The organism is Streptomyces sp. NPDC001920 (assembly GCF_053594495.1).
Map to the genome: position 1 here is coordinate 105,142 of NZ_JBSFEP010000024.1, position 13,887 is coordinate 119,028.

General features: G+C 69.8%; 9 protein-coding genes and 2 pseudogenes. 5 read left to right on the forward strand and 6 right to left on the reverse strand.

What is annotated here, in order from left to right; genetic code table 11:
• Nucleotides 1-13: 13 nt before the first annotated feature.
• Entirely contained in the window at nt 14-2,065 is a 2,052-nt protein-coding gene (locus ACWCPI_RS33050) for a phosphocholine-specific phospholipase C (protein ID WP_451041633.1), read from the reverse strand.
• Nucleotides 2,066-2,227: 162 nt separating this feature from the next.
• On the opposite strand from ACWCPI_RS33050, the gene ACWCPI_RS33055 reads away from it, so the two are divergent.
• The gene (locus tag ACWCPI_RS33055) at nt 2,228-3,526 is read left to right on the forward strand and encodes an MFS transporter (protein WP_451041634.1); all 1,299 of its coding nucleotides are present in this window, start codon (nt 2,228-2,230) and stop codon (nt 3,524-3,526) included.
• Between the two features lie 31 nt (nt 3,527-3,557).
• Here ACWCPI_RS33055 and ACWCPI_RS33060 read toward each other — a convergent pair whose 3' ends face one another.
• The 3 genes from ACWCPI_RS33060 to ACWCPI_RS33070 all read right to left on the reverse strand — a co-directional run bounded on the left by ACWCPI_RS33060 (nt 3,558) and on the right by ACWCPI_RS33070 (nt 6,652).
• Nucleotides 3,558-3,998, reverse strand: coding sequence for a hypothetical protein (locus ACWCPI_RS33060; RefSeq protein ID WP_451041635.1), 441 nt, complete (start codon nt 3,996-3,998; stop codon nt 3,558-3,560).
• Nucleotides 3,999-4,076: 78 nt separating this feature from the next.
• The gene (locus ACWCPI_RS33065; protein WP_451041636.1) at nt 4,077-4,613 is read right to left on the reverse strand and encodes a cysteine hydrolase family protein; all 537 of its coding nucleotides are present in this window, start codon (nt 4,611-4,613) and stop codon (nt 4,077-4,079) included.
• A 53-nt stretch (nt 4,614-4,666) separates the two neighbouring features.
• Nucleotides 4,667-6,652 carry a glycoside hydrolase family 31 protein gene (locus ACWCPI_RS33070; RefSeq protein ID WP_451041637.1) on the reverse strand — a complete coding sequence of 662 codons (1,986 nt, stop codon included), beginning with the start codon at nt 6,650-6,652 and terminating at the stop codon, nt 4,667-4,669.
• Between the two features lie 523 nt (nt 6,653-7,175).
• Here ACWCPI_RS33070 and ACWCPI_RS33075 point away from each other — a divergent pair.
• The 4 genes and pseudogenes from ACWCPI_RS33075 to ACWCPI_RS33090 all read left to right on the forward strand — a co-directional run.
• Nucleotides 7,176-9,485, forward strand: a complete 2,310-nt coding sequence (locus ACWCPI_RS33075) for a beta-L-arabinofuranosidase domain-containing protein (RefSeq protein WP_451041638.1) — start codon at nt 7,176-7,178, stop codon at nt 9,483-9,485.
• 149 nt (nt 9,486-9,634) lie between these two features.
• Nucleotides 9,635-11,050: a non-reducing end alpha-L-arabinofuranosidase family hydrolase gene (locus ACWCPI_RS33080; RefSeq protein WP_451041639.1), complete on the forward strand. Its 1,416-nt coding sequence runs from the start codon at nt 9,635-9,637 to the stop codon at nt 11,048-11,050.
• 89 nt (nt 11,051-11,139) lie between these two features.
• Nucleotides 11,140-12,786: a glycoside hydrolase family 27 protein gene (locus ACWCPI_RS33085; protein WP_451041640.1), complete on the forward strand. Its 1,647-nt coding sequence runs from the start codon at nt 11,140-11,142 to the stop codon at nt 12,784-12,786.
• Between the two features lie 219 nt (nt 12,787-13,005).
• Nucleotides 13,006-13,267: pseudogene (locus tag ACWCPI_RS33090) on the forward strand (DUF418 domain-containing protein); the annotation flags it as partial.
• Here the strand turns inward: ACWCPI_RS33090 and ACWCPI_RS33095 are convergent.
• A pseudogene (locus ACWCPI_RS33095) lies at nt 13,267-13,458 on the reverse strand (hypothetical protein); the annotation flags it as partial. The pseudogenes ACWCPI_RS33090 and ACWCPI_RS33095 overlap by 1 nt on opposite strands.
• Nucleotides 13,459-13,467: 9 nt before the next feature.
• Nucleotides 13,468-13,797 carry a hypothetical protein gene (locus ACWCPI_RS33100; protein ID WP_451041641.1) on the reverse strand — a complete coding sequence of 110 codons (330 nt, stop codon included), beginning with the start codon at nt 13,795-13,797 and terminating at the stop codon, nt 13,468-13,470.
• Nucleotides 13,798-13,887 lie beyond the last annotated feature (90 nt).

Here is a 13,887-nt window from a genome sequence, read left to right on the forward strand (position 1 = left end):
CCTCCGGTGGGGACTACTCCGTGATGATCGCGGGGTCGCTGACCCCGGGCCGCCCGTTCTCGACGTGCCCGGCGAACCGCCGCAGGAACGCCGGGTCGGTGTCCGAGGTGACGGTCAGGTCGTACCAGCGCCTGCTCGCCGCGAGGCCGATCCTGCGGCACACGGTGGCGCCGGGTCGTACCGTCACGGTCGTGGGCCGACCGCCGTATCCGTCGACGATCTTCAAGCGGGCACTTCCCTTTGCCTTGTTGGTGCAGGTCAGCTCGATGTCGTCGCCCCGGTGCCGCGCGGTGACCTCGGGCCCGTCGGCCTTGTTCGAGCCCTTGAACCAGCGCACGAAGCCTGCGGGGCCGTGCACGGTCAGGTCGTAGGAGCCGTTCGAGTACGCCGAGTTCCAGGTGTCGGCGATGCTCTTGCCCGCCTCGGTGGTGTACATCCACGGGCCGTCGGCGCGGTTGCCGGAGGTGACGTGGAAGGCGGCACCGGCCTTGGCGCCGGAGGCGAAGGTGAGCGTGAACCGGCCCGCGGCCACGTCCACCGAGCCGTCCACGTGCGGGGCGTACTTCAGCGGGCGCGACGGGCGCAGACCGGGCTCCTGCCCGGGCATGTCCGGGTCGGCCGGCGGCGTCGGCCGGTAGTCGGGGTGACGCTCGCGGTCCGGCGGCTCGTACGCCTCGGTCCCAGGCAGCGCGGCCGGGCGGCTGTCCTTGCGGGAGAAGTCGAAGGCCGAGGTCAGGTCACCGCAGACGGCCCGGCGCCACGGCGAGATGTTGGTCTCCCGGACGCCGAAGCGGCGCTCCATGAACCGCAGGATCGAGGTGTGGTCGAGGGTCTCGGAGCAGACGTAGCCGCCCTTGCTCCACGGCGAGACGACCAGCATGGGCACGCGCGGGCCGAGGCCGTAGGCACCCGCCGGGCGTTTGCTGTCGCCGGGGTACAGGTCGAGGGAGACGTCGACCGTGGACCTGCCCCGCGAGGCGTCCTTCGGCGGGAGCGGCGGCACCACGTGGTCGAAGAAGCCGTCGTTCTCGTCGTACGTGATGAACAAGGCGGTCTTCGACCAGACCTCCGGGTTGGAGGTGAGGGCGTCCAGCACCTGGGCGATGTACCAGGCACCGTAGTTCGAGGGCCAGTTGGAGTGCTCGGAGAAGGCCTCGGGGGCGGCGATCCAGGAGATCTGCGGCAGCCTGCCGGCCTTGACGTCGGCGCGCAGCCGGTCGAAGTAGCCGTCACCGTTCTTGACGTCGGTCCCGGTGCGTGCCTTGTCGTACCAGGGGTCGCCGGGCTTCGCCTCACGGTACTTGTCGAAGTACAGCAGCGAGTTGTCGCCGTAGTTGCCCCGGTAGGCGTCCTCGATCCAGCCCCAGGAGCCGGCCGCGTCGAGTCCGTCGCCGATGTCCTGGTAGATCTTCCAGGAGATCCCGGCCTGCTCCAGGCGCTCGGGGTAGGTCGTCCAGCCGTAGCCGAGCTCGTCGTTGCCGAGGACCGGTCCGCCGCCGGTGCCGTCGTTGCCGGTGTAGCCCGTCCACATGTAATAGCGGTTCGGGTCGGTGGAGCCGATGAACGAGCAGTGGTAGGCGTCGCAGACGGTGAAGGCGTCGGCGAGGGCGTAGTGGAAGGGGATGTCGTCACGGGTGAGATACGCCATGGTCGTGGTGCCCTTGGCGGGGATCCACTGGTCGTACTTGCCGCCGTTGTAGGCCTGCTGGCCGTCGTTCCAGCCGTGCGGCAGGCCCTCCAGGAACTGCATCCCGAGGTCGTCGGCGTCCGGGTGGAACGGCAGGACGTCCTTGGTGCCGTTCGACTGGTGCCAGATGGACGTGCCGTCGCCGTGCTTCACCGGGCGCGGGTCGCCGAACCCGCGGACGCCGCGCAGCTTGCCGAAGTAGTGGTCGAAGGAACGGTTCTCCTGCATCAGGACGACGATGTGCTCGACGTCCTCGATCGACCCGGTGCGGTGGTTCGCCGGGAGGGCGGCGGCCCGCTGGATGCTGCTCGACAGCGCCGTGAACGCCGTGGTGGCGCCAGCGAGTTGAAGGAATCTGCGCCGGTTGACTTCGGGCATGAGTGAGGGACCTCTTCCCATAGGGGGGTGGTGTGACCGGCCGTTGGTGACGGAATGCGCGCGGAAGGAGTGTTCCAGGAGCATCAAACGTCAGGGAAGGGTCCGGTGGCGCTCGTGTGAAAGTCGCCGGTACGGGAGGTGTGCCGCTGCCGGTCCACGGGGATGGTCGCGACCATGACACAGACGACGCGCACGGGTTCCCCGCCCGCGAACCGGCCCGCACGTCAGCTTCTCGCGGCCTCCGTGGGCAACGCCGTGGAGTGGTACGACTGGTACGCCTACACCTTCCTGGCCACTTTCATCGCCGCCGAGATCTTCCCCAAGGGCGCCGGCAACTCCCTGGTGCCGCTGCTGTCGACGTTCGCGGTCTTCGCGGTGGGCTTCTTCATGCGGCCGGTGGGCGGGCTGCTCATGGGTGCGATCGCGGACCGCCGCGGCAGGCGGGCCGCCCTGACGGTCACCATCCTGCTGATGGGCGGCAGCAGCCTGCTGGTCGGCCTGACCCCGACGTACGCGTCGGCAGGCGTCCTCGCCCCGGTGATCCTCGTCCTCGCCCGGCTCCTCCAAGGGCTGTCCGTGGGGGGCGAGTTCGCGGCGTCGACGACCTTCCTGGTCGAGTCGGCCGGACCGGGCCGCCGCGGGCTGTTCTCCAGCTTCCAGTACGTGTCGACGACCACCGGGCAGCTGGTGGCGTCCGGCATCACGGCACTCCTGGTGGACACATTGAGCGAGGGCCAGATGAACGGCTGGGGGTGGCGGGTGCCGTTCGTTCTAGGGGCCGTGCTGAGCCTGGTCGGCTTCTGGATCCGGCGGGGCGCCCAGGAGACGCGGAGCGCCGAGCAGCAACAGGCGCCCCGTCCGGGCCTGTTGGAAGCACTGCGGCGCCATCCGCGCCAGTCGCTGCTGATCTGCGGGATCACGGCGGGCGGCACGATCGCGTACTACACGTGGACGTCGTACCTGCCGACGTACGCCGAGCTCAACGCCGGCGTCGAGAAGTCCGACGCGCTGCTCGCGGGCACCATATCGCTGGCCTTCTTCGCCCTGCTCCAGCCCGTCGGCGGACTGCTCTCCGACCGCTTCGGCCGCCGTCCCCTGCTCCTCTTCTCCGGCCTGGGGTTCACCCTCCTGACCGTCCCCCTGCTGCACGCCCTGCGCGACTCCTTCACGGTGCTGCTGCTGGTGCAGTGCGCCGGCATGGTGCTGCTGACCGGGTTCACGTCGATCAGCGCGGCCGTGAACGCCGAGCTCTTTCCGCCGCGGGTGCGGGCGGCCGGTATCGGGTTCCCGTACTCGCTGACGGTGGCGCTGTTCGGGGGCACGGCGCCGTACGTGGGGACGCAGTTCAAGGAACTCGGGCACGCGGATCTCTTCCCCTGGTACGTCGCCGCCCTGTGCCTCGGCTCCTCGCTGGTGTACCTGCGGCTTCCCGAGACGGCGCACAAGGCGTTGCGGCGCTGAGCCCGCCTTTGCGCCGTCCGGGAGCCGGCCGTCAGATCCGCCCGCCGGTCAGACGGGTGATCGGACCCAGCGTCCGGCGGCCCGCACGCCGGCCCGCCGCGTACGACGTCGCGCCCAGGGCGGTCAGTCCCGCGCCCAGCCCCGCGGCGAGGACCTTGCGGTCGGCGACGACCGTCCAGGCCGTCTTGGCGAGGACCGCCGCCCTGCCCGATGCGGCGACGACGGCCTGCCGGCCGGACTCGACACGCTCGGCCGCCGTGTGGGCGACCTTGGTGGTCACCTCGGCCGCGCGCCCCGCGCCACGTCCCGCCGTGTCCGCGGCCGCAGACGCCGCGTCACCGGTCTTGCCGGCCGCCTTCTCCGCCGCCGTGGACGCCGGCGCGGTCGCCTTCGCCGCGGTGCTTCGGGCCTTGGACGCCGTCCCGCGTGTCGATCCGGACTCTTGGTTCGTGTCGTTGTTCGAAGGACTCATGGACAACGCGTTGCCGCTCCCCTCGACGCCAAACACATCCGGGCCGGTCCATGTGCGCCGGGCCCGCGACGACCACCCTCACTTCCACAGGTCGTCGCTCGCGCAGACGTGGGCGCCCATGTTCCGTTCCATCATGCGGAGCGCGGCGTCGGCCAGGTCGGTGTGGATGTGGGCCACCGCGTCCCGGGGGACGGTCACGTCGAGGTGGCGGATGTGCGCGTCCAGCGCCGAGTAGAGGACGCACTGCTCGGTGACCTGCCCGGTGAGGACCAGCCGGTCGATGCCCTGCTGGGACAGCAGGTACCCCAGGGGGGTCTCGAAGAAGATCGAGTGCCGGGCCTTGACGACGAAGAGGGAGCTGCCGTCGGGCCGCAGCGGCTCGACGAGCGAGGCGTGCGGCCCGGCGAGCGCCTTGTCGAGGAGCTCACCGTGATGCGAGCGCCACTCGCCGAAGTTGTCGTTGACGTAGATGACCGGGGCGCCGCTCCCGCGCGCCCGTTCCAGAAGTGCGGCGACGTTCGGCACCACTTTCGCCGCGGCGGGCAGAAGCAGGTCGGCGTCGGCGTGATCGTAGGTGTTGATCATGTCGATGACGATCAGCGCGGTCTTGCCCATGCTCTCCAGGGTGCCCCGAAACACGGCGACGCGCCTCACGCAGACCCAGGAGGTCAGCGGAGCCACGCTGCGACGTCGGCCCCTTCCCGTACGTACACGGGGATCCGTTCCAGTGGGGTCTGCGCGTCGAGCCGCGTACCGCCCTTCAGCACGCGCCCGGTGATCGCGTCGAGCCACTGCGCGCCGACCGGCAGATACACCTGGCGGGCCCGCGCGCCCGCCTCGTACACGGGTGCCACCAGCACATCGGGGCCGAGCAGGAACTGGTCGTCCACGTCCCACGCCCGCGGGTCCTCGGGGAACTCGAAGAACAGCGGGCGCATCGCCGGGGCGCCGGTGCGGTGGGCCTCCTCGGACAGCCGGGTCAGGTACGGGCGCAGCCGCTCGCGGAGCATCAGGTGGTCGCGGAGGATGCCGTACGCCTCCTCGCCGTAGGACCAGACTTCGTTGGAACCCCCGGTCATGTCCGTGGAGAACGCGGGGTGGTTGGGCTTCCGGTCCCCGTGCAGCCGCATGACGGGGCTGAAGGTGCCGTACTGGAACCACCGGATCAGCAGCTCGCGGTACGCGGGATCGTCCGGGTCACCGCCGCCGAAGCCGCCGATGTCGGTGTTCCACCAGGGGATGCCGCTCATCGCGACGTTCAGCCCGGCCCTGATCTGGCGTGCGAGGGAGTCGAAGGTGGTGGGGATGTCACCGGACCACAGCAGGGCCCCGTGCCGCTGGCTGCCCGCCCACGCGGAACGGACCAGCGATAGCGGCCGGTCCTCACCCGCGGCGCGCAGGCCGTCGGCCACCGCGCGGGTGTGCAACAGGGGGTAGAGGTTCGCGGCCTCGGCAGCCGGCCCGGCCGCGTAGACGGCGCGGTCGGCGACCTCCCGGGGCAGATCGGGCTCGCAGGCGTCCAGCCAGAAGCAACCCACCCCCAGCGCGCGGTAGTTGTGGTCCAGCCGCTGCCACAGCGCGGCGCGGGCCCCGGGGTGGGTGGCGTCGTAGTACGCCATGGGGAGCGTCAGCGCCTGCCCGGCCTCCCGGGACGGCCACGCGAAGGTGAGCAGAGCGCCGTCCGCGTCCCGAACGAGGTGTCCGCAGGTGCGCAGCTCGTCGTAGGTGTCGCTGCCGGGCTCGACGGTCGGCCACACCGAGACCGCGAGCTTCACCCCGAGGCCCGCCAACTCCTCGGTCATGGCCGCGGGATCGGGCCACTCGCTCTCCTCGAAGCGCCAGTCACCCATCTTCGGCCAGTGGAAGAAGTCGCAGACGATGACCGACAGCGGCAGCCCTCGTGCCTTGTACTCCCGTGCCACCGCCAGGAGTTCGTCCTGGGTGCGGTAGCGCAGTTTCGACTGCCAGAAACCGGACGCCCACTCGGGGAGGAGGGGCGGGCGCCCGGTGACCAGGGTGTAGGCGTCGAGGATCTGGGCCGGGGTGTCCCCGGCGGTGATCCAGTAGTCGACCCGCCCGCCGCCGTCGGCGGTCCACCGGGTGGTGTCGGCGCCGAGCTCGACGCGGCCGGTGGCGGGGTTGTTCCACAGCAGTCCGTAGCCGCGCGAGGAGTGCAGGAAGGGGATGGCGGCCACGGTGTTGCCCTGGACGAGGTCGATCACACAGCCCTTCTGGTCCAGGCGCCCGTGCAGATGCTGCCCGAGACCGTGCAGCCGTTCCCCCTCGTACGCCTCGAAATGCTGCTCCGTGCGGCCGCCCGCCGCGTGGACACGAGGGCCGGCGTGATGGGTGTAGGGGGCCTTGTCCGCGAGGAGTTCACGGCCCGAGACGGCGTGGCAGAACCTCAGCCGGCCGTCGGCCAGGGCCTCGACGACGAGGCGGCCGTTGAGGAGACGGGCACGGCCGTCGTCCGATACGAGCGCTTCGGCCTGCGGGGAGGGCGAGGGCGGGCTCTCCAGCGCGCCCGGGGCGGTGGGGTCGATGCTCCCCGATGAGGCCCGGACCCGGACGGCGTCCGGCCCCCAGGGCTCGATGCGGAGGACTTCTTCGGCGGTGTGCCGTTCCAAGCCGCCTTCACGGACACGGTAGGACAAGGGGATTCCTCGGTTCGGCTCGAGTGCCCGGGCACATGGTCCGTGCGGGCAGGGGCTGCTGTCGGTGTCCACGCGTTGACCCGGAGCGGCGCAGGCGGGGCGGGAGCCCTGTCGACAGTTCGAGGCGACCTTATCCAGCCCGCGAGTTCCTCACACTCTTCACGGCACTCCAATGTCTGACTCTGCGTCAGACGACGGGCCGAACACATACCCGCAGGTAATAAAGTCTTTCGCGTCGCAAGACTAGACAGAGGCAACGTTCGTATCCGTTAATCCATCCCATGTATCTGTGGAGAGGGGTGATGGGACCGAGACCTCTATGTATTCCAGGCCTCGTTGCCCAGCAGGGCTGCCGCCCGGCTCACCGTGGCCGCCCACGGCCTTGCTGCGATGTCGTCGGCCTGCCGCGTACGGCGCCGCATCGGCAGCAGACCAGCCCGTGACATACCGCGCCCGACCGTCCCACAGCGAGGGAAGGCATCGACGGCCAAGCAGTCACTCTCCCCTCACCGAAAGGTTCAAGATGTCTTCCTCCGTCAGCAGACGGCGCCTGCTCCAGATGGCCGGGGCCACCGCCGCCGCCTCTGCCACCGGGGCCTTCGTCGGGGCTTCCGCCGCCCACGCGGCGGCCGTTCCTCCCGCGCGGCCCGACATCGGGGTCTCCGCGCACCCCTTCGAACTCGACCAGGTCCGGCTCACCGCGAGCCGGTGGCTGGACAACCAGAACCGTACGCGGAACTACCTGCGGTTCGTCGATGTGGACCGGCTGCTGTACAACTTCCGCGCGAACCACCGGCTGTCGACCAACGGCGCGGCTGCGACCGGCGGTTGGGACGCGCCGGACTTCCCCTTCCGCACCCACGTCCAGGGGCACTTCCTCACGGCATGGGCACAGCTGTACGCCGTGACCGGGGACACCGTCTGCCGGGACAAGGCCACCCACATGGTCGCGGAGCTGGCCAAATGCCAGGCCAACAACAGCGCCGCCGGCTTCAACACCGGGTATCTCTCCGGCTACCCCGAGTCCGACTTCACCGCTGTCGAGCAGCGGACCCTGAGCAACGGCAACGTGCCGTACTACACCATCCACAAGACCCTCGTCGGCCTGCTGGACGTATGGCGCCACATCGGCAGTACACAGGCCCGGGACGTGCTGCTCGCCCTGGCGGGATGGGTCGACTGGCGCACCGGCCGGCTGACCGCCCAGCAGATGCAGGCCATGCTGCAGACCGAGTTCGGCGGCATGAACACCGTGCTGACCGATCTCTACCAGCAGACGGGCGACGCGCGGTGGCTCACCGCCGCCCGGCGGTTCGACCACGCCGCGGTGTTCGACCCGCTGGCGTCCAACCAGGACCGGCTCAACGGACTGCACGCCAACACCCAGGTACCCAAGTGGATCGGTGCCGCCCGGGAGTTCAAGGCCACCGGCACCACCCGCTACCGGGACATCGCCACCAACGCCTGGAACATGACAGTCAACTCGCACACCTACGCCATCGGCGGCAACAGCCAGGCGGAGCACTTCCGCGCCCCGAACGCCATCGCCGGGTTCCTGAACAAGGACACGTGCGAAAGCTGCAACACCTTCAACATGCTCACCCTCACCCGGGAACTGTTCGCCCTGGACCCGAACCGAGTCGCGTTGTTCGACTACTACGAGCGGGCATGGCTGAACCAGATGATCGGCCAGCAGAACCCGGCCGACGACCACGGCCACGTCACCTACTTCACGCCGCTCAACCCGGGAGGCCGACGCGGTGTGGGACCGGCATGGGGCGGCGGCACCTGGAGCACCGACTACGGCACCTTCTGGTGCTGCCAGGGCACGGGCCTGGAGATGCACACCAGGCTGATGGACTCCATCTACTTCCACAGCGACAACACGCTGATCGTCAACATGTTCGTGCCCTCGGTGCTCAACTGGTCGCAGCGCGCGATCACGGTCACCCAGACCACGACCTATCCCGTCAGCGACACCACCACCCTGCAGGTCACCGGCAACGTCAGCGGAACCTGGGCGATGCGCATCCGCATCCCGAGCTGGACCTCCGAGGCCACCATCAGCGTCAACGGCACACGGCAGAACATCGCCACCCACCCCGGCAGCTACGCCACCCTGAACCGCTCGTGGACCTCCGGCGACACGGTCACCGTCCGCCTGCCCATGCGGGTCGTCATCCGAGCCGCCAACGACAACGCGAACGTCTCCGCGATCACCTACGGCCCGGTGGTCCTGTCCGGCAACTACGGCAACACCGCGCTCAGTTCCCTCCCGACGCTGAACACGTCCTCGATCACCCGGACCAGCAGCACCTCGCTCGCCTTCACCGCCAGTGCCAACGGCTCCACGGTCAACCTGGGCCCGTTCCACGACGCGCACGGCCACAACTACACCGTCTACTGGAACGCCGGCGGCAGCGTCCGTCTCGTCAACGCCTCCAGCGGTCTCCTGCTGGGCATCCAGAACATGTCCACGGCCGACGGTGGGCGCGCTCTGCAGTGGTCGGACAACGGCACCGCCGACCACGACTGGTACATGATCACCGACGGAAGCGCGGTCCGCCTCCGCAACGCCCACAGCGGCAAGGTGCTCGGCGTCCAGGGCATGTCCACGGCAGACGACGCGACCGTCCTGCAGTGGTCGGACAACGGCACCGCCGACCACCGGTGGACGCTGCTCGACCAGGGAGACGGGACCTACAAGATCCGCAACGAGAACAGCGGCAAGCTGCTCGCCATCGCGAACGACTCCACCGCTGTCGGCGCGTTCGCGGTCCAGGACTCGGACGACGGCAGCGCCGACAACCGGTGGCGCATCGTGAGGAACTGAGAACTGGTCGCGCTCCGCCCTTCAGTTTTGCTCGACGCTTCGACCGTCGTTCGGCATACCGAACGACAGGGGTCGAGTCGCAGCACATCAGTCCGGACAGCCTCTGACGGGGCCGCCCGGAACCGCTCACCCAAGAAATGAAGGTCCCCATGCTCAGACGTAATTTCAGCCGCAGGCACGCGCCCGTGGTGCTCGCGGCCCTGGTCGCCTCCGCGGCGACGCTCGTCGCCAACCCTGCTCAGGCGGCCACCACCAGCGCCGTGCGCGGCGTCGGTTCGGGCCGGTGCCTCGATGTGCCGGGCGCCGGCCAGGCCGACGGCACGAACGTGCAGATCTGGGACTGCCACGGCGGGACCAACCAGCAGTGGACACTGACGGACAACAACCAGCTGACCGTGTACGGCAACAAGTGCCTCGATGTTCCGGGCCACGCCACCACGGCCGGGACGCGGCCGGTGCTCTGGTCCTGTAACGGCGGCACCAACCAGCAGTGGCGGGCCAACCCCGACGGCACGATCGTCGCCGTGGAGTCCGGGCTGTGCCTGGACGTCAGCGGCGGCGCCACGGCCAACGGCACGGCGGTGCAGCTCTGGAACTGCACCGGCGGCAGCAACCAGAAGTGGACCGGCCTGTCCGGGTCGCCGGGCAACACGTGTGCCCTTCCGTCGACGTACCGGTGGAGTTCGACCGGCGCGCTGGCGCAACCGGCGAACGGGTGGGCCTCGCTGAAGGACTTCACCACCGTGACGCACAACGGCAGGCACCTCGTCTACGCGACCTACTCTGACGGTTCGTCGTGGAAATCGATGGCGTTCAGTCCCTTCACGAACTGGTCGGACATGGCGTCGGCCCCCCAGACCGCGATGAGCCAGGGCGCGGTGGCTCCCAAACTGTTCTACTTCGCGCCCAAGAACATCTGGGTGCTGACCTCGAACGGGTGGGGCACCCAATGGCCCTTCGTCTACCGCACGTCGAGCGACCCCACCAACCCCAACGGCTGGTCCGCGGCGCAGCCGCTGTTCACCGGCAGCCTCCCCGACGGCAGCGCGATCGACCCGACCATGATCGCCGACGACCAGAACATGCACATGTTCTTCGCCGGTGACAACGGCAAGATCTACAAGTCGACCATGCCGATCGGGAACTTCCCGGCCAGCTTCGGCTCGTCGTACACGACGATCATGAGCGACACGGTGAAGAACCTGTTCGAGGCGCCGGAGGTCTACAAGGTCCAGGGCCAGAACCAGTACCTCATGATCGTCGAGGCTCGCGGTGTGAATGAGAACCGCTTCTTCCGCTCGTTCACGGCCACCAGCCTGAACGGTCCGTGGACCCCGCAGGCCGCCACCGAGAGCAACCCCTTCGCGGGCAAGGCCAACAGCGGCGCCACCTGGACCAACGACATCAGCCACGGTGACCTGGTCCGCAACAACCCCGACCAGACCATGACCATCGACCCCTGCAACCTGCAGTTCCTCTACCAGGGCCTGTCCCCCGACGTCCCGCCCGGCACCGACTACATAGACCTGCCGTACCGGCCGGGCCTGCTCACCCTGCAGCGCTGACCCGCGGGCACACGACCTGAAGCTTGTGACCGTGCCTGACAGGCACGGTCACAAGCGGCTTCCGCTTGTCTCCCAGGAAGGAACCCCCCATGGTCCCCATACACAGACGACTGCTGCGCCTCCTCGCGGCCACCGCACTGACGCTCACCGCCTGCGTCACCGCCTCCGCCGGCACGACCGCCGAGGCCGCGCCGGGCAGCCCCGCGCTCACCCCACCGCTGGGCTGGAACAGCTGGAACAGCTTCGGGTGCGGGATCACCGAGGCGCAGGTCCGCGAGGCCGCCGACGCGATGGTGTCCTCGGGCATGCGCGACGCCGGCTACCAGTACGTCGTCGTCGACGACTGCTGGTTCGACCCGCAGCGCGACGCGGCCGGCAACCTGCGGGCCAACCCGACCAAATTCCCCAGCGGCATGAAGGCGCTCGGGGACTACATCCACAGCAAGGGACTGAAGTTCGGCATCTACCAGGCGCCCAACGAAAAGACCTGCGCGCAGGGCGTGGGCACCTACCCCGGCTCCACCGGCAGCAAGGGCCACGAGGTCCAGGACGCCAACACGTTCGCCTCATGGGGCGTGGACTACCTCAAGTACGACTGGTGCTCCGGCAACGGCACCCTCAGCGAGCAGGTCGCGCAGTTCACCCTCATGCGCGACGCCCTGCGCGCCACCGGCCGCCCGATCGTCTACAGCATCAACCCCAACAGCTTCCACGCCCCCACCGGAGACAAGTTCAACTGGGGCGAGGTCGCCGACCTGTGGCGGACGACCGAGGACCTGCTCGACATCTGGCAGAACAACAACACCAACAGCTACCCGATGGGCGTCGGCAACGTCCTGGACGTCACCGCGCCGCTGGCCGCGCAGTCGGGTCCGGGACACTGGAACGACCCCGACATGCTGGTCGTCGGCCGTCCGGGCCTGTCCCTGACCGAGTCCCGCTCCCACTTCGCCCTGTGGTCGCTGCTGGGCGCCCCGCTCATGGCCGGCAACGACATCCGCACGATGTCCGCCGACGTGAGCGCGATCCTGCGCAACCCGCGTCTGCTGGCGGTGAACCAGGACTCGCTGGGCGCGGGCGGGCGCCGGGTGCGCGACGACGGGGACACCGAGGTGTTCGCCAAGCCCCTGTCGGACGGCTCGGTCGCGGTCGGCCTGTTCAACCGGGGAGGGAGCACCACGACCATCACCGCCACGGCCGCCCAAGTCGGCCTCACCGGCGGGCCGTTCACCCTCACCGACCTGTGGACCGGCGGCACGTCCAGCACCTCCGGCCAGATCTCCGCGAGCGTCCCCGCGCACGGTGTCGCCGTGTTCAAGATGACCGGCGGAAGCCCGCTGGCCGCCACCACCGCACGCCTGCGCGGTACCGGGTCCGGCCGCTGCCTGGACGTGGACCGCGCCGCCACCACGGCCGGGACGACGACGCTCGTCTGGGACTGCCACACCGCCGCCAACCAGCTGTGGACCAGCTGGGCCGGAGGCGAGATCCGCGTCTACGGCGACAAGTGCCTGGACGCCCGCAACCAGGGCACCACCAACGGCACACCGGTCGTCATCTGGCCCTGCAACGGCCAGAACAACCAGAAGTGGACCATGCAGGCCGACGGTTCGGTCCGCAACGTCCACGCCGGGCTGTGCCTCGACGTCAACGGGGCCGGCACCGCCAACGGGACACCGGTCATCCTGTGGACCTGCAACGGCCAGAACAACCAGAAGTGGACCACGCTCCGGTAAACCCGCCACCCCTGGCACCGCGCAGCACGACACCCGACCGGAAGGGGGCAGTCCCACCGCAGCGGGCCAAGCTGCGGGGGCTGCCTTCCCGCGCCGGGACCGGGACTTCGCGCCCATCGCCGACCCCCGCCGATCGGAGGGGGTCGGCCGCCCGAGTGCGGGGCACCTCCTGTGGCCCGGCGGATGGTCGAGCGTCGGCGCCTGAGCCAGGTTGTCCCGGTGTCAGAGATCGAAAGCGCCGAGAAGGCGCCTTTCCAGCCCTTACCCGCACCCGAGTCCGCCCCGGCGACGGAACATCCCTCGTCGACGGCGCGGCTGGTCGGGGTGGACCTGGCCCGTGCGGTGGCCGTGTTCGGGATGTTCGCCGTGCACGTCGGCCCCTTCAACCCCCTTCCCCACGTCCGGCGACGGCGTGGGCACCTGGTCCGTCTGGCTGGCGAGCGGCCGGGCCTCGGCGTTGTTCGCCACCCTCGCCGGGTTCCCGGCGGGCCACGCGGACTGGGCGAGGAAGTGACCGACGTAGGCCGTCGGCAACATGGTGCCCACGGCGATGACCGGTTTCGCCAGGCGGCGCAGCCGCGTACCCGACAGCAGCATGGCCAGGCCGTAGGCGCCTGCGGTGAGGGCGGCGCCCAGCGCGGCCAAGCGCCGCTGGACGGCGGGACCGGACAGCCAACCGCCCTACTTGATGAGGGCGTTAGCCAACACGACCATGAGCCCGAGCAACGAGTCCAGTGTGCCGATCTTCAAAGCGGAGCCCCAGGTGCGACCGGCGGCGCGAGCCGCGAGCAGGCCCCAAGCGAACAGCAGCACCACGTTCACGGCGAAGGCCACGTACTCGATGCCCTCCGAGGGCCACCACCTCCAGCCCGCGCCGAGCAGCAGGACCACGGTCGGCGACGTCGCCACCACCAAGGGCCACTCGGACAGCAACAGCCTCACCGCGGCGCGCACACCGTGCTGGGTTCGGTCACCACGCAGGGCGATCAGATGTGCGTAACCGTACGCCAAGGCCGAGACGACAGCCGCCGCCGAGCCTCGCCCAACCGCCCGCCGACGGGCCGGAGCGCTCCCCCAAGCGGCTGGAACAGACCTGCCGGG